The following is an 18818-nucleotide window of genomic DNA, read 5'->3' on the forward strand; positions in this document are numbered from 1 at the left end:
AAGAAAAAATTCCGTCTTTCATAAATATAGTATCATAAAAAGTATGCATAAGATTGTTGTTATTAGAAAGGATTGTTAAGAGCTGGTTTTTCTGTTAAAAGAATAAAGACCTCAAAGAGATATTTTGTCAAGAAACACCTTCCTTTGCTCAAATCTAATCTATTGGAATTGTTTGAAGCGCAGCTTTGATAACAAGCATGAATAGGATATACATTTTTTTATAAAGTTTCCAAGAATTTTCTCAAGTAAGTTCTTTAAGCAAAAAATATGAAAGCGTGTGTTGTTTTTCTTGTGTTTTATTTTGATTATTGTATATACTCTCCTAATCCACTATTAAATTTTTTTATTTGAGAAAGAGGCATAAATGGCCCGCGTAACGGTAGAAGATTGTATTGATAAAGTTGATAACCGCTTTGAATTGGTACTTTTAGCAGGTCATCGGGCGCGTCAGATTTCACAAGGAGCGCAAATTACAGTCGATCGTGATAATGATAAAAATCCAGTTGTTGCTTTGCGTGAAATAGCAGAAGAAACGTTGTCGCCTGCTGATTTAAAAGAAGATCTTATTCATTCGCTACAAAAGCATGTGGAAGTAGATGAGCCAGAAATGGCAAGTGAATTTATCACCCATTCAAGTGAAGCTGAAAGTGTTTTTAATACATCATCGCAAGAAGAAGGAACTTCATTTGATCATATGTCAGAAGAAGAGCTTTTAGCGGGGATTGAAGGTTTGGTCGTTCCAGAAAAAAGTGATGACTATTAATTACGGCGGTTGATATTACAGGAGTGAAGATAGATTGTCATATAAGGAGCGGTTATTTTTCTTGTCCTTTATTGATAAGGCGTGTTCAATAAGGGTGAGTAGGGGTGTGAAAAGATAAAGGATATGCTCGTATGATGCGTCAGTGTGAGCTTGTTGGGCGTGTTCAACGTTACAAGTCTGACGTAGATGAGGCTCTTTTAAACAGAGCTTATGATTATGCAATGAAAAAGCATGCACATCAAAAGCGTGCTTCAGGTGATCTTTATTTTTCTCATCCTTTGGAAGTTGCTGCTATTTTAACGGATATGCGGTTGGATGAGGCGACGATTGCTGTTGCTCTTTTGCATGATACAATTGAAGATACAAGTGCTACACGAGCAGAAATTGATCAGCTTTTTGGTTCTGAAATCGGGAAGTTGGTTGAGGGGCTTACAAAGCTTAATAAGCTTGATCTTGTATCAAAGAAAGCTGTACAGGCAGAAAATCTTCGTAAACTTCTTATTGCCATTTCTGATGATGTCCGTGTTCTTTTAGTTAAACTTGCAGACCGCCTTCATAATATGCGTACCCTTGGTGTTATGCGCGATGATAAGCGTCGAAGAATTGCTGAGGAGACAATGGATATTTATGCGCCACTTGCAGGCCGTATGGGGATGCAGGATATGCGCGAGGAATTAGAGGATCTCTCTTTCTTTTATTTAAATCCAGAAGGCCATCGTACGATTACCAATCGACTTTCTGAATTATCAAAGCGTAATCGTGATTTGCTTTCCACAATTGAAAATGAATTGACAAAACTTTTTTTGGAAAATGGCATTAAAGCAGATGTTAAAAGCCGTCAGAAAAAATCCTATTCCGTTTTTCGCAAAATGGAAAGTAAAGCATTATCTTTTGAACAGTTATCGGATATTTTTGGATTTCGTGTGATTGTTGAATCCGTGAATGATTGTTATCGTGCTCTTGGTGTCATTCATACGACTTGGCCGATGGTTCCTGGTCGTTTTAAAGATTATATCTCCATACCAAAGCAAAATGATTATCGTTCTATTCACACAACCATTGTGGGACCTTCGAGACAACGCGTTGAATTGCAAATTAGAACGGCTGCCATGAATGAAGTTGCTGAATATGGGGTTGCTGCCCATTCCATATATAAAGAGCAGGGTTCCAATTATTCGACTTCGAAGTTATCAAGCGAAACGAATGCCTATGCATGGTTACGTCAAACGATACAATCTTTATCTGATGGAGATAATCCGGAAGAATTTTTAGAACATACAAAACTTGAGCTTTTTCAAGATCAAGTTTTTTGTTTTACGCCAAAAGGTCGATTAATTGCTTTTCCTAAAGGCGCGACACCTATTGATTTTGCTTATGCCGTTCATACAGATATCGGCGATTCTTGTGTGGGCGTAAAAATCAATGGCCGTATTATGCCTTTAATGACTAAATTAAAAAATGGTGATGAAGTTGATATTATCCGTTCACACGCTCAAATTCCGCCAGCTGCGTGGGAATTTCTCGTTGTCACAGGTAAAGCACGTTCAGCTATTCGACGCGCAAGCAGAGCAGCGGTGCGTAAGCAATATTCAGGCTTAGGATATCGTATTCTTGAGCGTTCATTTGAATATATGGGAAAACAATTTTCAAAAGATATTTTAAAGAAAGTTTTGCCACGTTTGGCACGTAAAGATGTAGAGGATGTCTTGGCTGCTGTTGGGCGTGGAGAGTTATTTTCCGCTGATGTGATTAAAGCGGTTTATCCTGATTATCAAGAGCGTGTGGTACAAAAGTCATCTTTTAAGCCTGGGGAAGAAGGGTGGTTCAATATTGAAAATGCTCAAGGGATGATTTTTAAAGTTCCGGAAAATGAAAAGGATACGATGGTTGAGAATCAACAATCTAAAGCCTTACCTATTCGAGGAACCCGTGGAGATATACCCGTCCGTTTTTCACCAGAAGGAGCAGTGCCTGGGGATCGGATTGTTGGTATTATGCAACCAGGCGCTGGGATTGTTATTTATCCAATTCAGTCTTCGGCTTTGATGGCCTATGATGATCAGCCAGAACGATGGATTGATGTCCGCTGGGATATTGATGCCCAAATGAATGAACGTTTTCCTGCACGAATAAATATTTTGATTGTCAATAGTCCTGGTTCGTTAGCTGAAATTACGCAAATAATTTCTGCTAACGATGCCAATATTCAAAATTTATCTTTAATCCGAACAGCACCAGACTTTACAGAAATGATGATTGATTTGGAAGTTTGGGATTTAAAACATTTGAATCGTATTTTTTCTCAGTTAAAAAAGGCAGATTCAGTTAGTACAGTACGTCGGGTTCATGGATAACAAGGAAGATTTTACAATGAATACACAAGATGTCATTGATATTTTTAAACAAGCAGATGCTATTCTAGAAGGGCATTTTATTTTAACATCGGGACGCCATAGTGCAACTTATATGCAAAAGGCAAAAGTGTTTATGCATGCTGATTTGACGGAAAAGCTCTGTCGTGGATTGGCTGAAAAAATCAAAGAATCTATCAAGGAACAAATTGATTATGTTGTTGGTCCCGCAATTGGTGGTCTTATTCCTTCCTATGAGACTTCACGTCACCTTGGTGTTCCTTCTCTTTGGGTAGAGCGTGTCAATGGCGTCTTTGAATTGCGTCGCTTTGAAATCAAGAAGGGTGCGCGGGTTGTTATTGTTGAAGATATTGTGACAACGGGTCTTTCTATTCGTGAGACCGTTGAGGCGTTGGCGGCAGCAGGAGCAGAGGTCTTGGCAAGTGCATGCATCCTTGATCGTTCTGGTGGTAAGGTTGATGTTGGCGTTCCGTTGATTGCGCTAGCTGAATATGAGATCGCTTCTTATGCGAGTGATGAACTTCCTGCAGATCTTTCTGCTCTTCCAGCGATTAAACCAGGCAGTCGAAACATTTAGTCGAAATATTTAATTGTCTTTCTATTTTTTTTTATGCAAAAACTTAAAAAAATTAATTTGGATGATATAGATTATTTTATCATCAAAAGATGTATATTGAGAGTCATATGCTTTTTCGTCGTCGAGAACCAGTAGATCTTGTAACGCGTATTCGACTTTGGTTATGGCCGCGTCGTTCATTTTCCCGCTCATTTTCTTACATCTATAAACGTATTTTGCGTATATCAGCAACACCGCACGAGGTTGCACTAGGGTTTTCTATTGGTATTTTTTTAGCCTGTTCTCCTGTCTTCGGGGTGCATATTATCTTGGCAATATTTTTTTCTTGGATTTTGCGTGCAAACTTTGCGGCTGCAATCATTGGGACGGTTTTTTCTAATCCACTCACATTTTTATTGATTGTCATGGCTGATTATAAAGTAGGGTATTTTTGTTTATCGCTTTTTAGCGATGTCAATGAGATCTCTCTTTCTCAAATTCGTTCTCTTTTTAACGGTTTGACAGTGTCAAATCTCTCTCTCCTTTTTAAAGGGGCATGGGATACAATTATGAGTCCTATGATTTTAGGAGGAACTCTTTTAGGTGTTGTTTTTGGTGGTTTATCTTATATAGGTGTTTACAGAGCAACGGTTCGTTTTAAACAAAAGCGATATCAAAAGATTATAAAAAAAAGGCGTTTAAAGAAGCGTTCATCGTAAGAAAGATCGGATAATATCTTATGATTGTTGGTCTTGGAAATGATTTGGTTGATATACGACGTATTGAGAGAATGTTGGTTCGTTATGGCGAGCGTTTTATCCAGCGCATTTTTACGGATATTGAAAGGAATAGGTCCGAAAATCTCAAAAAGAAATCTTCTTCTTATGCGAAAAGATTTGCCGCTAAAGAAGCGTGTGCTAAAGCTTTAGGGACGGGAATCGCTTGTGGTATCAATTGGAAAGACATGGGGGTGGTTAATCTGCCCTCTGGGAAACCAATCATGCAATTAACAAATCGTGCGCAAGGGCAACTTCAAAAGCTATTACCTCCTCATCATGAGGCGGTTATTCATCTCAGTATAACAGATGATTTCCCTTGGGCGCAGGCATTTGTTATTATTGAAGCACTTCCACGTGGATAGATGGCGTGAGAGATTGTGCTTTTGTTATTTGAATATTATGATGAAAAAAAGTTATATTTGTGATGGGAAGGCAGTTGGTGATGGTCCAAAAAGATAAAGTGCATAAAAAAGAAAAAAAAGGTGGGGTTCTTGAATTAATTTCTGTTTTAACACAGGCTCTGCTTTTAGCAGCGTTTATTCGGACACTTTTTTTCCAGCCTTTTAGTATTCCTTCCGGTTCCATGCGTCCTACTTTGCTTGTGGGGGATTATCTCTTTGTTTCTAAGTATGCATATGGGTATTCTCATTTTTCCATTCCTTTTTCACCGCCCCTTTTTTCTGGACGTATTTGGGCGTCTCAACCTCAACGGGGAGATGTGGTCGTTTTTCGTTTACCAAGTAATCCAAAGATCGATTATATAAAACGCGTTGTTGGGCTGCCAGGTGATCGTATACAAGTTCGTCAAAGTGTTCTTTATATTAATGATGAGGCTGTTTCACGTCACTTTATGGGAGAGATTGATAATTCTGATATAACGGAAGTGAACTATCCTGTTGAGGTCTATCGCGAGACATTGCCGAATGGTGTTCGCTACGATACGCTTGATTTAGCTTTCATCCCAAAAGTTGATGATACGAAAGTCTTTGAGGTTCCTCAGGGGCATTATTTTATGATGGGAGATAACCGTGACAATTCAGATGATAGTCGTTTGGATGTAGGCTATGTTCCAGAAGAAAATCTTATTGGTCGCGCGAGCGTGATTTTCTTTTCTATCAGTAACGGTTCAAGTGCTTGGCAGATTTGGCGCTGGCCATTTGATGTACGTTGGAAACGTTTGTTTTCTTTTATAAATAAGGTTCATGATTTGCCGCTTATCAAACAAGGAAAAAACGATGAAACGTCTCGTGATTGATCAGCTTTGCAAGCTGACGGGGCATCGTTTTAAAGATGAAGAGAAATTAAAAAGAGCATTAACACACGCGAGTGTGCAAGATTCGGAACAAGGGAATTATGAACGATTAGAATTTTTAGGAGATCGGGTTCTAGGACTTTTGATTGCAGAGATGCTGTATCAACTTTTCCCGAAAGCAAGTGAAGGTGAATTATCAGTCCGTTTGAATCATCTGGTTAATGCGCAGACATGTGCTGATATTGCACGTGAAATGAGGCTACCTGATATGATCCAAGTTGGTTTTGAGATGAGAAATTTTGAAGGGCGTCGACTCATCAATATGCATGCAGATGTCGTAGAGGCTTTGATTGCTGTTATGTATCTTGATGGAGGATTGGAAAGCGTTCGTCCTTTTATTCAAAAATATTGGCAAAGTCGGGCAAAGAAAATGAATGCAGCTCGACGTGATGCTAAGACAGAATTACAAGAATGGGCGCATATCCAAGGCAATGCACAGCCACATTATCAGGTAATCAAACGTTCAGGTCCAGATCACGATCCTGTTTTTATGGTAGAGGTTAGTATTTCAGGTTTTGCTTCAGAGATTGGGCAGGGGAGCTCTAAACGATATGCTGAAAGAATGGCCGCTGAAAAAATTTTGCGACGAGAGGGAGTATGGAAAAACGTAGGAAAAAGCGATCATGAGTGACGTTATGAAAACGCGTTCTGGGTTTGTCGTGCTTATCGGTATGCCTAATGCCGGTAAATCGACATTGGTTAATCAATTGGTCGGAACAAAGGTTTCAATTGTAACGCATAAGGTACAAACAACACGAACTTTAATCCGTGGTATTGTTATTCATGATAATGTGCAAATTGTGTTGGTCGATACTCCGGGTGTTTTTCGTCCCCATAAGCGGTTAGAACGTGCCATGGTCTCTGCTGCTTGGGGAGGGGCTAAGAGCGCTGATGTTCTGCTCATTTTAATTGACGCTCAAAGTGGTCTTTCGGATGAAGTTGAGATGATGTTAGAGAGTGTAAACACTATGAAACAAGAAAAAGTTCTTGTTCTCAATAAGGTTGATACAGTTGTTAAATCATCTCTTTTAGCGTTAACCACTCAAATAAATGAACGTGTAAAGTTTGCGCAAACATTTATGATTTCTGCTCTAAATGGTTCTGGTTGCAAGGATTTACTTCATGCGTTGAGTAACATGATGCAGGAGGGGCCATGGTATTATCCGGAAGATCAAATTTCCGATATGCCCATGCGTCATCTTGCTGCTGAAATTACGCGTGAAAAACTTTTTCTTCGTCTTCATGATGAGCTTCCTTATTCCTCAACGGTTGAAACAGAAAGCTTTGAAGAGCGTTCAGATGGTTCCGTTAAAATTAATCAAGTTATTTATGTAGAGCGTGAGAGTCAGAAGAAAATTGTTTTAGGAGCAAAAGGCGATACAATTAAAACGATTGGTCAAGCAGCACGCAAGGAGCTTATGGAAATTATGGATCAAAAGGTTCATCTTTTTCTCTTTGTGAAAGTGCGTAATAACTGGGATACCGATCCAGAACGTTATCGCGAAATGGGATTGGATTTTTTAAAATAATGAAAAAATGAAGTGGAAAGAACAAGCAGTTATTCTTGGAGCACGCCAATATGGTGAAACAAGTGTTATTCTTGAGATTATGACGCGCGAACGCGGTCGTTATATGGGCGTGGTAAAAGGAGGGCGTTCGCGTCGTATGGCTGCTCTTCTTCAGCCCGGAAATTTTGTGGAGGCTGAATGGAGTGCACGTTTAGAAGAACATTTGGGACTTTTTCGCCTTGAAGCACTTGATTTACATGCGGCACGATTAATCTGTCTACCAGAAGCGCTTTATGCTTTGCAATTGATCGCTTTTCATTTGCGGCTTCTTCCTGAGCGTGATCCGCACCCCACTTTATATGATATTTTACACCTTTTTATGCGGAATTTTGATGAATCCTTTATAAATGCGGAATTGCTGGTACGTTTTGAAATGCGGTTTCTTGAAGAACTTGGTTTTGGTCTTGATTTATCTTGTTGTGCTGTAACAGGTCGTCAGGAAAAACTTTATTACGTATCGCCAAAATCCGGACGGGCTGTCTGTGAAGAAGCAGGGGAACCTTGGAAAAAAAAGCTTCTTATTCTTCCACAGTTTCTTGTGCAAAGAACGACTCGTCCTACTGATTTTAGGGATATAATAAATGGTTTTAACTTAACGGGTTTTTTTCTTATGCGTCATGTCTGGGAGCCACGAGATATAAAACAGCCATCAGTGCGCATGAATTTGATACAGTTGTTTGAGCGTCGATTTGGTATACAGGCATTCATTTTTTGATGTGATTATAATTGAATAGAATGGGAAAATGAAAATTTTAAAGACAATTGCTGAAGTTCGCCAATATACTTCAGAAGAACGAAGTTTAGGCTTTTCAATTGGTTTTGTTCCAACAATGGGAGCTCTTCATGAGGGGCATCTAGCATTAGTACAGCGTGCAAAAGCAACGTGTGATCGCGTATTGGTTTCTATTTTTGTCAATCCAAAGCAATTTGGACCTGATGAAGACTTTGATAAATATCCAAGAGACTTGAGAAGCGATTGTGCTTTATTGGAAAAAGCGGGTGTTGAATGTGTTTTTGCGCCTTCTGTAGATGAAATGTGGCCCTTGGGAAATGATACAATTGTGCAAGTGGAAAAATTATCAGGTATGTTGATGGGAAAATTACGTCCAGGGCACTTTTGTGGTGTAACGAGTGTGGTTGCTAAGCTTTTTAATATTGTTCAGCCCGATAAAGCTTTTTTTGGAGAAAAGGATTTTCAACAAATTTTAATTATTCGGCGTATGGTTGAAGATTTAGCTTTTCCTGTTGAAATTATTGGAGTCCCTATTTTACGTGAAGCAGATGGTGTTGCCTACTCTTCGCGGAATAAACTTTTAACATTAGAAGATCGTAAAGCCGCCAAAATTATTCTTGAAAGTGGAAAAGCTGCTGAAAAGCTTTACCATGAAGGTGAGCGGTCGGTTGATAAGCTATGCAAAATTGTTCGCAATATTTTACAAAAAGAAACGCGTGCAATCGTTGAAGCAATAGATTTACGGGATATGGAAACTTTATGCGAGGTCAAAGGAACATTGAATAAACCAGCGGTTTTACTTCTTACTGTTCGCTTTGGCGAGGTAAGACTTATTGATCAATACATATTGCAAGAGAAGGGTGGAAAATGAGTGTACATAAAACTGTAAAGCGTATAACATCTTCTCAAATACGCGAAAGAAAGGGACAACAGCCGATTGTTTCTTTAACAGCTTATCAAGCTTATACTGCGCGGATTGCTGACCCCTATTGCGATATCCTTTTGGTTGGTGATAGCGTTGGTATGGTGGTATATGGGTTTGAGACAACGCTTCCTGTTAATTTAGATATGATGATTTTACACGGGCAGGCTGTGGTGCGTGGATCTCAAAAAGCTCTTGTCGTTATTGATATGCCTTTTGGTTCTTATGAAGAAAGTAAAGAACAGGCTTTTTTAAATGCATCGCGTATTCTTGCACTAACGGGGTGTGGGGCCGTTAAGCTTGAAGGTGGAGTTTATATAGCAGAAACAATAGATTTTTTATGTAAACGTGGCATACCAGTGATGGGACATATTGGTCTTACTCCCCAAGCGGTCAATCGTTTTGGTGGTTTTAAAACACAAGGACGGAAAGAGAGTGATTGGCAAAGAATTGAAGACGACGGAGCAGCGATTGAGGAGGCTGGAGCTTTTGCTATTGTTTTGGAAGGGATTGTCGAACCTTTAGCCGTAAAATTGACAGAAAAGCTTTCTATTCCAACAATCGGTATTGGCGCATCTAATCAATGTGATGGACAAGTCTTGGTGATGGAAGATATGTTGGGCTATGGTGCTCACGTACCCAAATTTGTACGCCGTTATGGAGGCCTTGAACAAGCCATGAAAACCGCAATCAAAAACTATGCAGAGGATGTTACATCCCGTTCTTTTCCAACGGATAGGGAAGTTTATAAACTGAAATAAATCTTAGCTTAAGCGAAAAAGTTCGATAAGAGAACATTTGTTTATTTTTGTAATGAATGTGCATTATTTCATATATTTTTGTATGAAATTTTAGCTGTGATTTTTTTATTGCTTTAATGGAGGCAGTCTTCTGATGTAAAACAGAATGTCATTGGAATGCTAATTTACGTACTTTTTAAAAGAAATATTTAGACACCTCATTCTATTTTGCGACGGCACTCGTGAATACTATAATGGAAAAGCCCTCAGGAACTGTATAAAATTTAGAAAGTACGACCATTTTTACGCTTCATAAAAAACAAGTGGGTAGCATTACACATTGTGCTAACTACCAATGTTGCTGATGAGCGCTTGCCACTTGAGAGGGCTCATAAGCGGCATTTTTAATCTTCTTGTACAGTTTTTATCCTTAGGGCTTTCCTTGCTTATGATATGCGAGCAAATGATTTTGATTGATTTAAGATAAATAGATTTGAAATGAGTGAGTCTTACCATATGAGGGGGGACTCATTTAATATAAAAAAAAACGATAAATTATTATTATAAATCAGTGTGATGAGTCTGTAATGACAAAAAATCAACAATGCGAAGAGTCTATAATTTTTGGCCATCTAAGTCATTAAAGCGCGTTAAAAATGCGTTTTCAATTTGTTGAGTAGAGGAGGGCTGTAAATTTAGATCATCGGGTGAAATATTATTGGGAGAGCCAAAATAGCGAAGGGCTTCTTCTGTATTAAATCCAGCAAATGTGATCGCTTCATGATATGCCGCAATACGATCGGCTTGTTTAATTTTTTTTAAAAGTTTTTGAGAAAGATCAACGGGAAGAGAAAAGCGCATGTGGATTGCATCTTGGATGCGTTTTTCAATGCGTTCATATTGTTTTCCTATGACAGCTTTAAAGGGTGAAATGATATCGCCGATGACATATTCTGGTGCATCATGAAGAAGAGCACAGAGACATTCATGCTTCAGCGACTGTGGAAAAAGTTTTTGAAATATTTGTTCAACCAAAAGTGAATGCTGTGCAACAGAATAGGCATACTCTCCTCGTGTTTGACCATTCCAACGTGCTACACGCGCAAGTCCGTGAGCAATATCTTCAATTTCAATATCAAAAGGAGAAGGATTGAGAAGATCAAGTCTGCGTCCAGAGAGCATTCTTTGCCAAGCGCGTGCTTCTCCACTTTTTAATAATTCAGCTTTAGCCATGTGTATTTTCTATCGTACTTTCAGGAAAGGTAAAATTCATATTTTCAGCAATGCTTATAGTGACAGGAATGTTTTTTACAGTAAAGGGAATGTTATGATCCATGGCATCTTTGACGTGGTCAATACGCATTAAAGCGAGAGCCTCATTTGCAACACATGTTCCCAAGTGTCCAAGTACTTTTGTTCCTGCTTCAAGGCTCGATTGAGGGGGGAGATCACGCTGGCCTTTTACAATCAAGATACGGCGACGTGCTGCACGTCGGTGGTGCATTCGTGCAACAATTTCTTGTCCAATATAACATCCTTTGTTGAATGCTAATCCATTGATTTGATCGTAATTAATATCATGAGGAAAAACTTTGCCGACTTCATAGTCTTGATCACTTTCTGCAATTGCATAACGAATTCGCAATTGATTCCATGTGTCATAATTTTCTGAAGCCAAAAAAGGAACTTTGCTATAGATTCGTATTACTTTTTCTTGTTGTGGAAAGCGTTTATCAACAAAATTTGAATCAAAACTTAAAGTATCTGATTTATTCTTCCAAGAAACTGTAATAAGCTCTTGTAATGGTTGTGTAATTTCTACTTTTTTACGCAGTTTATAGAGCAACAGACGCTTGTAGAGTGTATCGGCCAAAGACATCCCAATATCGATAAAATAACTTTCCTTTCTTTTACCGATAAGAAAATCAGCAAGGACCTTTCCTTGTGGGGATAAGAGGGCTCCAGGGAAAATTTCTTGGGGACTTATTTTTTTTACATCTGTTGTGATCAGGGACTGTAAAAAATCTGTTGCTTCTTCGCCTGTAACTTGAATAATCCTACGGTTTTTTAAGCAAATGGCATTTTGTTTTTCAATCATGGTTCTTGCCTTTCTGCTCAAAGTTACATAATCGATAAGTGAGGAATATGTAAGGAGCATGGCTATGTTTAAAACATTTGATACAATTTTTAAAGGTGCAACACTTGTGAATCATGATGGAAAAAGCAAGCGTGATATTGGTGTTACAAATGGCCGTATTGCTGAAATTGGCGATCTTACATGTGCCTCAGCGGGTGAGGTGATTGATTGTACGGGTCTTCATATTTTGCCGGGAATTATTGATAGTCAAGTGCATTTTCGTGAGCCAGGCAATGAATATAAAGAAGATTTGGAAAGTGGCTCATATTCTGCTGTGTTAGGGGGGGTTACAGCAGTGTTTGAGATGCCTAACACTAATCCATTGACAACGTCAGAAGAAACATTAAGCGATAAGGTTAAGCGCGGATTCCATCGTATGCATTGTGATTTTGCATTTTGGGTTGGAGGAACGCGTGAAAATGCTCATGAACTCTCTGAATTAGAAAGACTTCCTGGTGCAGCTGGAATTAAAGTCTTTATGGGATCTTCTACCGGTAATCTTTTGGTCGATGATGATGAAAGTGTACGCCTTATTTTGCAAAATACACGCCGTCGAGCAGCTTTTCATTCTGAAGATGAGGAAAGGCTTAAAGAGCGTAAAATACTGCGTATGGAAGGGGATGCATCTTCACATCCGATTTGGCGTGATGAGATTGCGGCGTTAAAATGTACGCAGCGTTTGGTAAAAATTGCCCATGAGACGAAAGCGCGCATTCATGTGTTACATCTTTCGACAGAAGAAGAAATTGATTTTCTCAAAAAACATAAAGATGTCGCAACAATTGAAGTGACACACCATCATTTGACTCTTACGGCTGATGATTATAAGCAGTTTGGTACATTAATTCAGATGAATCCACCTATTCGTGAATCGCGCCACCGTGAAGCTCTTTGGTACGGTGTTCGACAGGGGATTATTGATGTTTTAGGCTCAGATCATGCGCCTCATACCCTTGAGGACAAGCTTCAATCTTACCCCTCTTCACCTTCAGGAATGACAGGAGTGCAAACAACAGCAGCCATTATGTTAACACATGTGAATGCAGGAAAAATGTCTCTTGAGCGTTTTGTTGATCTCACGTCACATGGCCCTAGTCGTATTTTTGGTATAAGCTGTAAAGGACGTCTTGCTGTTGGATATGATGCTGATTTGACCATTGTTGATCTTAAGCGAGAAGAAGTTATTACGAATAGCTTAATTGGTTCGCGTGCCGGTTGGACACCTTATGATGGTCAGAAGGTTAAAGGTTGGCCTGTCGGGACTATTGTCCGTGGTATGCGCGTTATGTGGGAAGGTGAAATTGTCACACCTTCACAAGGAGAGCCTGTTAAATTTATAGAAACTTTGGTGTAAACAGCATAAGTTTTATTTTGTTATGCCAAAAACACCATCTTTTAGAGTGGTGATGTGATATAAGGCATATCAATCTCCTTGACACATAAATGTTTTTTAGTGCGTGATGAATGTTCTTAAGCTTTTTTGTAGAGTCTCAAAGCACATCACATAAGTGGGAAGCCAAGTGGAACTCAATAGAACTTGGGCGATTTACAAACCAGATTGGATTAAGAATCTTCATCTTTTAAGGGGGGAGGAAGCCAAAGAATGATTTTCTACAGAAGACAAAGGCACTCATAAGAATAAAAGCATATTTAGGCGTTATTTTAAAAAGTCTCTCTATTTTCGAGAAGATAACTTATTGCTCTACTCATTTGTAAGGAGACATCATTAATATCACTTAAATTGAAGGAGGTACTTTTTATACAGGTTAATTGTTATAATGCATGAGAAGGTTTTCAGATAAAACTCTCCCTTCTTTAATATATTTTTGATGAGCTTCAATGGCTGCTTGTGTACAATGGTGATAATTTTCTGAGAAAGCACGATACGCTTCATTAAATGCTGCATAAAAATAAGCGCGTCTTTGTGGAATGGGGTGTTCTGCTTCAATGAGTGCGTTCATATAGTCATACCATTGGTTTATTGGCCATTGGTTTGTTGGAGGCTCACAAAGATTTTGGAGAAAATGCAGTGATCCTAAAATTTCTGCGAGGCGAAGTAATTTTTTCTCATAAGGTGGAGATTGTTGTGCAAAAGTTGGCATTGAAATGACAAGAAATATTAAAAGAATGATTTTTCTCAATTTATTACGCATTATTTTGATTGCTTTCTTTGAATAAAACTCTGTACAGATAAAGTAATTGTGTCATGAGGACGCTGTTAAAAAAGAGGGTTAATTGCGACATTATTCTCAATGATTGATTATAAAATATAGGGCGTAAGAGACAGTAAGGAACCCATTGTGAAATATTGAAAATACTGACGAAGCTTTATGGGGTTAAAGTTTTAAGATTTGCTTCCTGTAATCTATTTTTCATATAAATATTCTATTGCCTATGGAATTTTTCTAAACTTGTTTCCTTCAAGAAGGGAAAAGCTCTCTATCTATAGAATGCTTTTGTCCAATCAAATAAAAGAGATTGTTTTTAGGATAAATGATAGAGACAGCCGTAAATACCATAGGGGAAGAAGAATTGATGATAAGGTGAGGTTTTAGTCTAAACCGTATAATGTGATCATTTGAGAGAAGAGGCATTCAAAAGAACGGTGCGTAATATCGTTTACGGAGTATAATGATGAAAGAGTTGCGATTTTATAATACGCTGACACGTAAAAAAGAAAATTTTACACCAATAGATCCGACAAAAGTACGTCTTTATGTTTGTGGTCCAACAGTTTATGATTATGCGCATATAGGAAATGCACGCCCTGTCATTGTTTTTGATATTTTATTTCGCTTATTGCGTCATGTTTATGGCGATGATCATGTTCTCTATGCGCGTAATATTACAGATGTCGATGATAAAATTAATGCACGAGCTGCCCACGAATATCCAAACGTTTCACTGAATGATGCTATTCGTCAATTAACAGAACGCACATATTCTCAGTTTCAACAAGATACAATAGCACTTGGTTGTCTATTGCCAACCAGCCAGCCGCGCGCAACCGAGCATTTAGAGGAGATGCGCGCTCTCATCGAAAGATTGCTTGAAAAGGGACATGCTTATAAAGCGGAAAATCATATATTATTTTCTATAAAGAGCATCAAAAATCCTCCCCATTATGGGGCATTTTCAAATCGTTCTTTAGATGAAATGAGGGCGGGGGCGCGGATTGATGTTGCTGCTTATAAGCGGGAAGAGATGGATTTTGTTTTATGGAAGCCTTCTGTGGAAGGAGAGCCAGGTTGGGAATCGCCGGGCGGAATTCCTGTTTTAGGTCGTCCAGGTTGGCATATTGAGTGTTCTGCCATGTCAATGGCAAAGTTATTAGCGCCCTACGGTGGTGGTTTAACTTGTGATGATCCGATCGCGAATATTTTTGATATTCATGGTGGTGGACTTGATTTAATTTTTCCTCATCATGAAAATGAGATTGCACAAAGTTGTTCCGCTTTTGGGACAGAGCGAATGGCTAATTTTTGGATGCATAACGGCTTTTTACAAGTTGAAGGCAAAAAGATGTCAAAAAGCTTTGGCAATTTTATAACCATTCGTTCTGTTTTAGAGAATAATTTTTGCGAGTTTAATGGTGTTTTAGCTGATGAAATGAAGCAAAATTGGGCGGGTTTGTCTGCACGTTTTTCGATGCTCCAGACGCATTATCGTGAACCATTAAATTGGACAGCGCAGCGTTTAATGCAATCGAGCAGTGAACTGTATCGTTGGTATGAATTGCTTCGCAGTAAAAAGAGTATGATGGAAAACAATGAAGCGATTAATGATACTTTGATAGATGCCCTCAGTGATGATCTTAATACGCCAAAAGCACTTACTCTTTTGCGAAAATTTTATAAAGCAGGCGATGCTTGGGCTCTTGCCAATGGGATGAATTTATTAGGATTATTACGACAAGAATGGGTTAAAAAAATAGATAGCCCATTATTTATAAAAAAAACATCTCTTGATTCAAAATTTATTGATCAGCGCATTGCCGAAAGACTAAGGCTTATCCATAATAAAGAGTGGGAAGCTGCGGATAAAATTCGTGATGAGCTTGCAGCCGAGGGGGTTCTCTTAAAAGATAGTAAGGATCCGCAGAGTGGTGAGCGCATAACCATGTGGGAAATAAAACGATTTTAATTTTCCTATTCCAGCAGTTCTCATAAATTAAAAGGAAAATATGATGGAATTTTTATACCACTATGGATATATCGCGCTTAAGCTGGCTGTGGGGCTTGTTGCTTTCCTATTTATTCTAAGAACGACGGGTCGTGGAAGTCTTAGTCAGATGACACCCGTTGATCTGGTCAGCAATTTTGTTATGGGAGGTATTATTGGAGGAGTCATTTATAATGAGAATATTAGCAGCACTCAATTATTGCTTGTTTTATTGATTTGGCAAGTCTTGATTACCTCTTTTAATTTTTTTGCACGCTATTCAGTTTTTTTTCGCCGCCTCATTGCGGGGCGGAATGTCACATTGGTTTTAGATGGGGTCTTTCAAATGGATAAGATTAAGAACTTGGGGATCAATGTTAATGATCTCATTGCGATGTTACGTCTTAAAGGATGTCATTTACATGAAGCTGCTTTTGTGCGTTTGGAAACCAATGGTGATTGTACTGTTATTAAAAAGGAAGAGGGAAAGAAATCGACGATTGTTGTAGAAAATGGTGAAGTTATTGATGATGGTCTTAAAGAGATTGGTAAGACAAAAAAGTGGCTTCAGGCAGAATTGAAAAAAAAGCATGTAAAAGTTGAAAATTTATTTGCAGCAGAGTGGTATGAGAATACAGATCAAAATAATAAACTGTATCGTGGATTATTTCTTGTTCCTTTTTCAAAAACAGTCTAACCTCAAACAACGAGTAGGTATAGCTTATTGAAAAGCGTAAGAAACTTATAAACAACCACAGGGGGATGCTTTGCCTTTTTCGTGTGGATGATAGAGAAGCAAGGGCTTTATGAAACGCAATGAAATGACAAAAACTGTATCATCCGATACAGGGAAGACTCTGCACACACTTTACAATTTATGGCCTTATATGTGGCCGGTAGGTCGGCGTGATCTAAAAATACGTGTACTGTGGGCAATATTTTATCTTGTTTTATCCAAGCTCGTTCTCATATCTGTGCCGTATTTCTTTAAATATTCTACGAATGTGCTTGATACAAGCTTTCAACTCCCTGAATGGTTTCCGTCCAGTTTGATTATCCCCATCATGCTTGTTTTGGCGTACAACGTTGCACGGATTATGCAGGCTGGGTTAAATCAATTGCGCGACTCCCTTTTTGCCACTGTTGGTCAATATGCTGTTCGTCAATTAGCTTATAAAACCTTTGTCCATATTCATGAGTTATCTTTGCGATTTCATTTAGAACGCCGAACTGGTGGACTTTCTCGTGTGATTGAGCGTGGGACAAAAGGAATTGAAGCGATCGTAAGATTTTCAATTCTCAATACCGTACCGACAGTTTTAGAATTTGTATTAACGGCCCTTGTCTTTTACATCAACTATGGATGGCATTATCTTCTCATTGTTGTTGCAACGGTTTTATTATATACTTTCTTTACGATTAAGGCGAGTGATTGGCGTATTCGTATTCGGCAACAAATGAATACAGCGGATACTGAGGCGAGTACGCGCGCTGTTGATTCTCTTTTGAATTTTGAAACGGTTAAATATTTTGGCAATGAAACTCTAGAAGCCAATCGTTTCGATACTTCTATGGCAGGTTATGAAAAAGCGGCAACAAAGATTTGGACATCATTAAGCTGGCTTAATTTTGGTCAGGCTCTTATCTTTGGTATTGGAATGACGATCATGATGCTGATGTCAGCTTATGAAGTTTTTTATAAGACACAAACTTTAGGGGATTTTGTTTTTATTAATGCCCTTTTAATGCAACTTTCCATTCCACTGAATTTTATTGGTTCAATTTATCGTGATGTTCGACAAGGTTTAACAGATATTGAAGCAATGTTTGATCTTTTAGATGTTCAGCAGGAGATTGTTGATAAATCGGATGCTAAACCGTTAGAGATAAGCGATGGGACTATTCGTTTTCATCAGGTAAAGTTTTCTTATGATTCGACGCGTCAGATTCTCAGAGATATTGATTTTGAAGTCCCTGGAGGAAAAACAGTCGCCATTGTTGGTCCTTCTGGTGCAGGGAAATCGACCATTTCTCGATTACTTTTTCGATTTTATGATGTTGATGCAGGCTCTATTACAATTGACGGGCAGGATATTCGTGACATAACACAAAAAAGTTTGCGTGAAGCGATCGGCATGGTCCCACAAGATACGGTGTTATTTAATGATACAATTGCCTATAATATTCGCTATGGGCGACCCAGTGCAACAGATGAAGAGATGCACAAAGCCGCTGAAATGGCACAAATATCAAAATTTATTGAGATGTTACCGGAAGGTTTTCAATCTATGGTGGGAGAGCGTGGTCTCAAATTATCAGGGGGTGAAAAACAACGTGTGGCTATTGCACGGACACTCTTAAAAGCCCCCCCACTTCTTATTCTAGATGAAGCAACAGCAGCTCTTGATACGGCAACGGAACAGGAAATTCAACAAGCATTGGATATTGTAAGCCGTGGACGTACAACATTGATTATTGCACATCGTCTTTCTACGGTTATCAATGCTGATGAAATTTTGGTTCTTAAAAGTGGTCGTATTATTGAAAATGGGACGCATACAGAGCTCTTACGAAAGAAAGGTTTATATGCTTCAATGTGGAATAAGCAGCTTGAAGCATCGCAAGCTGAAGAAAAATTACGTAAAATGCGTGAAGAAGATGAGACGGGTATTGTTAATCGTAAAAAATAAGGTGGGCAAAATGTAATCTCTATCTTTATATGGAGTGATTGATTAAATACATAAAAGAAAGAGGAACAAAAAGATTTATTGCTTG

18 protein-coding genes are annotated in these 18818 nt (G+C 38.6%); 15 read left to right on the forward strand and 3 right to left on the reverse strand.

All coding sequences use genetic code 11. The features are described from left to right. Nucleotides 1–364 precede the first annotated feature (364 nt). The 11 genes from rpoZ (at nt 365) to panB (ending at nt 9766) form a co-directional block, all read left to right on the forward strand. Nucleotides 365–763, forward strand: a complete 399-nt coding sequence (rpoZ, locus tag NNJ73_RS09030; RefSeq protein WP_254493772.1) for a DNA-directed RNA polymerase subunit omega — start codon at nt 365–367, stop codon at nt 761–763. Between the two features lie 131 nt (nt 764–894). Next, entirely contained in the window at nt 895–3117 is a 2223-nt protein-coding gene (locus tag NNJ73_RS09035; RefSeq protein ID WP_254493773.1) for a bifunctional (p)ppGpp synthetase/guanosine-3',5'-bis(diphosphate) 3'-pyrophosphohydrolase, read from the forward strand. A 16-nt stretch (nt 3118–3133) separates the two neighbouring features. Further along, a complete protein-coding gene (gene pyrE, locus NNJ73_RS09040) occupies nt 3134–3712 on the forward strand; it encodes an orotate phosphoribosyltransferase (protein WP_005773772.1) in 579 nt (192 codons plus the stop codon). Between the two features lie 107 nt (nt 3713–3819). Then, nucleotides 3820–4410, forward strand: a complete 591-nt coding sequence (locus NNJ73_RS09045) for a DUF2062 domain-containing protein (RefSeq protein WP_254493774.1) — start codon at nt 3820–3822, stop codon at nt 4408–4410. Nucleotides 4411–4430: 20 nt separating this feature from the next. Further along, a complete protein-coding gene (gene acpS / locus NNJ73_RS09050) occupies nt 4431–4832 on the forward strand; it encodes a holo-ACP synthase (protein WP_139413014.1) in 402 nt (133 codons plus the stop codon). An 80-nt stretch (nt 4833–4912) separates the two neighbouring features. Further along, nucleotides 4913–5725: a signal peptidase I gene (gene lepB / locus NNJ73_RS09055; RefSeq protein ID WP_254493775.1), complete on the forward strand. Its 813-nt coding sequence runs from the start codon at nt 4913–4915 to the stop codon at nt 5723–5725. Continuing rightward, nucleotides 5706–6413 carry a ribonuclease III gene (rnc, locus tag NNJ73_RS09060; protein WP_254493776.1) on the forward strand — a complete coding sequence of 236 codons (708 nt, stop codon included), beginning with the start codon at nt 5706–5708 and terminating at the stop codon, nt 6411–6413. Before lepB ends, rnc begins: the two co-directional genes overlap by 20 nt. After that, nucleotides 6406–7311 (forward strand): GTPase Era, encoded by a 906-nt coding sequence (gene era, locus NNJ73_RS09065; RefSeq protein WP_254493777.1) that lies wholly within the window; start codon nt 6406–6408, stop codon nt 7309–7311. The genes rnc and era overlap by 8 nt, the downstream gene beginning before the upstream one ends. A gap of 7 nt (nt 7312–7318) precedes the next feature. Next, complete coding sequence (gene recO, locus NNJ73_RS09070) at nt 7319–8065, forward strand: DNA repair protein RecO (protein WP_254493778.1); 747 nt, start codon at nt 7319–7321, stop codon at nt 8063–8065. 28 nt (nt 8066–8093) lie between these two features. Then, nucleotides 8094–8954, forward strand: a complete 861-nt coding sequence (gene panC / locus NNJ73_RS09075) for a pantoate--beta-alanine ligase (protein WP_254493779.1) — start codon at nt 8094–8096, stop codon at nt 8952–8954. Further along, on the forward strand, nt 8951–9766 hold the full coding sequence (gene panB, locus NNJ73_RS09080) for a 3-methyl-2-oxobutanoate hydroxymethyltransferase (protein ID WP_254493780.1): 816 nt from the start codon (nt 8951–8953) through the stop codon (nt 9764–9766). The genes panC and panB overlap by 4 nt, the downstream gene beginning before the upstream one ends. A 594-nt stretch (nt 9767–10360) precedes the next feature. Here the strand turns inward: panB and NNJ73_RS09085 are convergent. Together NNJ73_RS09085 and NNJ73_RS09090 are read right to left on the reverse strand one after the other, a co-directional pair. Continuing rightward, the gene (locus NNJ73_RS09085; protein ID WP_254493781.1) at nt 10361–10978 is read right to left on the reverse strand and encodes a YfbR-like 5'-deoxynucleotidase; all 618 of its coding nucleotides are present in this window, start codon (nt 10976–10978) and stop codon (nt 10361–10363) included. Further along, a complete protein-coding gene (locus tag NNJ73_RS09090) occupies nt 10971–11843 on the reverse strand; it encodes a folate-binding protein YgfZ (RefSeq protein WP_254493782.1) in 873 nt (290 codons plus the stop codon). Before NNJ73_RS09090 ends, NNJ73_RS09085 begins: the two co-directional genes overlap by 8 nt. A gap of 64 nt (nt 11844–11907) precedes the next feature. Between NNJ73_RS09090 and NNJ73_RS09095 the strand changes: the two genes are divergently transcribed. Next, nucleotides 11908–13236 (forward strand): dihydroorotase, encoded by a 1329-nt coding sequence (locus NNJ73_RS09095; RefSeq protein WP_254493783.1) that lies wholly within the window; start codon nt 11908–11910, stop codon nt 13234–13236. 412 nt (nt 13237–13648) lie between these two features. Here NNJ73_RS09095 and NNJ73_RS09100 read toward each other — a convergent pair whose 3' ends face one another. After that, the gene (locus tag NNJ73_RS09100; RefSeq protein WP_254493784.1) at nt 13649–14035 is read right to left on the reverse strand and encodes a TIGR02301 family protein; all 387 of its coding nucleotides are present in this window, start codon (nt 14033–14035) and stop codon (nt 13649–13651) included. A gap of 481 nt (nt 14036–14516) precedes the next feature. Here NNJ73_RS09100 and cysS point away from each other — a divergent pair, with 481 nt between their 5' ends. The 3 genes from cysS (at nt 14517) to NNJ73_RS09115 (ending at nt 18733) form a co-directional block, all read left to right on the forward strand. Then, nucleotides 14517–16025, forward strand: coding sequence for a cysteine--tRNA ligase (cysS, locus tag NNJ73_RS09105; RefSeq protein ID WP_254493827.1), 1509 nt, complete (start codon nt 14517–14519; stop codon nt 16023–16025). A gap of 43 nt (nt 16026–16068) precedes the next feature. After that, a complete protein-coding gene (locus NNJ73_RS09110; RefSeq protein WP_254493785.1) occupies nt 16069–16740 on the forward strand; it encodes a DUF421 domain-containing protein in 672 nt (223 codons plus the stop codon). A 109-nt stretch (nt 16741–16849) separates the two neighbouring features. Then, nucleotides 16850–18733 carry an ABC transporter ATP-binding protein/permease gene (locus NNJ73_RS09115; RefSeq protein WP_254493786.1) on the forward strand — a complete coding sequence of 628 codons (1884 nt, stop codon included), beginning with the start codon at nt 16850–16852 and terminating at the stop codon, nt 18731–18733. Nucleotides 18734–18818 lie beyond the last annotated feature (85 nt).

The organism is Bartonella sp. B1099 (genome assembly GCF_944801835.1).
In the GTDB taxonomy this organism is placed as follows: domain Bacteria; phylum Pseudomonadota; class Alphaproteobacteria; order Rhizobiales; family Rhizobiaceae; genus Bartonella.

Coding starts and splice junctions, on each gene's coding strand:
- rpoZ (WP_254493772.1), top strand. CDS start 365: ATGGCCCGCGTAACGGTAGAAGATTGTATTGATAAAGTTGATAACCGC.
- NNJ73_RS09035 (WP_254493773.1), top strand. CDS start 895: ATGATGCGTCAGTGTGAGCTTGTTGGGCGTGTTCAACGTTACAAGTCT.
- pyrE (WP_005773772.1), top strand. CDS start 3,134: ATGAATACACAAGATGTCATTGATATTTTTAAACAAGCAGATGCTATT.
- NNJ73_RS09045 (WP_254493774.1), top strand. CDS start 3,820: ATGCTTTTTCGTCGTCGAGAACCAGTAGATCTTGTAACGCGTATTCGA.
- acpS (WP_139413014.1), top strand. CDS start 4,431: ATGATTGTTGGTCTTGGAAATGATTTGGTTGATATACGACGTATTGAG.
- lepB (WP_254493775.1), top strand. CDS start 4,913: ATGGTCCAAAAAGATAAAGTGCATAAAAAAGAAAAAAAAGGTGGGGTT.
- rnc (WP_254493776.1), top strand. CDS start 5,706: ATGAAACGTCTCGTGATTGATCAGCTTTGCAAGCTGACGGGGCATCGT.
- era (WP_254493777.1), top strand. CDS start 6,406: ATGAGTGACGTTATGAAAACGCGTTCTGGGTTTGTCGTGCTTATCGGT.
- recO (WP_254493778.1), top strand. CDS start 7,319: ATGAAGTGGAAAGAACAAGCAGTTATTCTTGGAGCACGCCAATATGGT.
- panC (WP_254493779.1), top strand. CDS start 8,094: ATGAAAATTTTAAAGACAATTGCTGAAGTTCGCCAATATACTTCAGAA.
- panB (WP_254493780.1), top strand. CDS start 8,951: ATGAGTGTACATAAAACTGTAAAGCGTATAACATCTTCTCAAATACGC.
- NNJ73_RS09085 (WP_254493781.1), bottom strand. CDS start 10,978: ATGGCTAAAGCTGAATTATTAAAAAGTGGAGAAGCACGCGCTTGGCAA.
- NNJ73_RS09090 (WP_254493782.1), bottom strand. CDS start 11,843: ATGATTGAAAAACAAAATGCCATTTGCTTAAAAAACCGTAGGATTATT.
- NNJ73_RS09095 (WP_254493783.1), top strand. CDS start 11,908: ATGTTTAAAACATTTGATACAATTTTTAAAGGTGCAACACTTGTGAAT.
- NNJ73_RS09100 (WP_254493784.1), bottom strand. CDS start 14,035: ATGCGTAATAAATTGAGAAAAATCATTCTTTTAATATTTCTTGTCATT.
- cysS (WP_254493827.1), top strand. CDS start 14,517: ATGAAAGAGTTGCGATTTTATAATACGCTGACACGTAAAAAAGAAAAT.
- NNJ73_RS09110 (WP_254493785.1), top strand. CDS start 16,069: ATGGAATTTTTATACCACTATGGATATATCGCGCTTAAGCTGGCTGTG.
- NNJ73_RS09115 (WP_254493786.1), top strand. CDS start 16,850: ATGAAACGCAATGAAATGACAAAAACTGTATCATCCGATACAGGGAAG.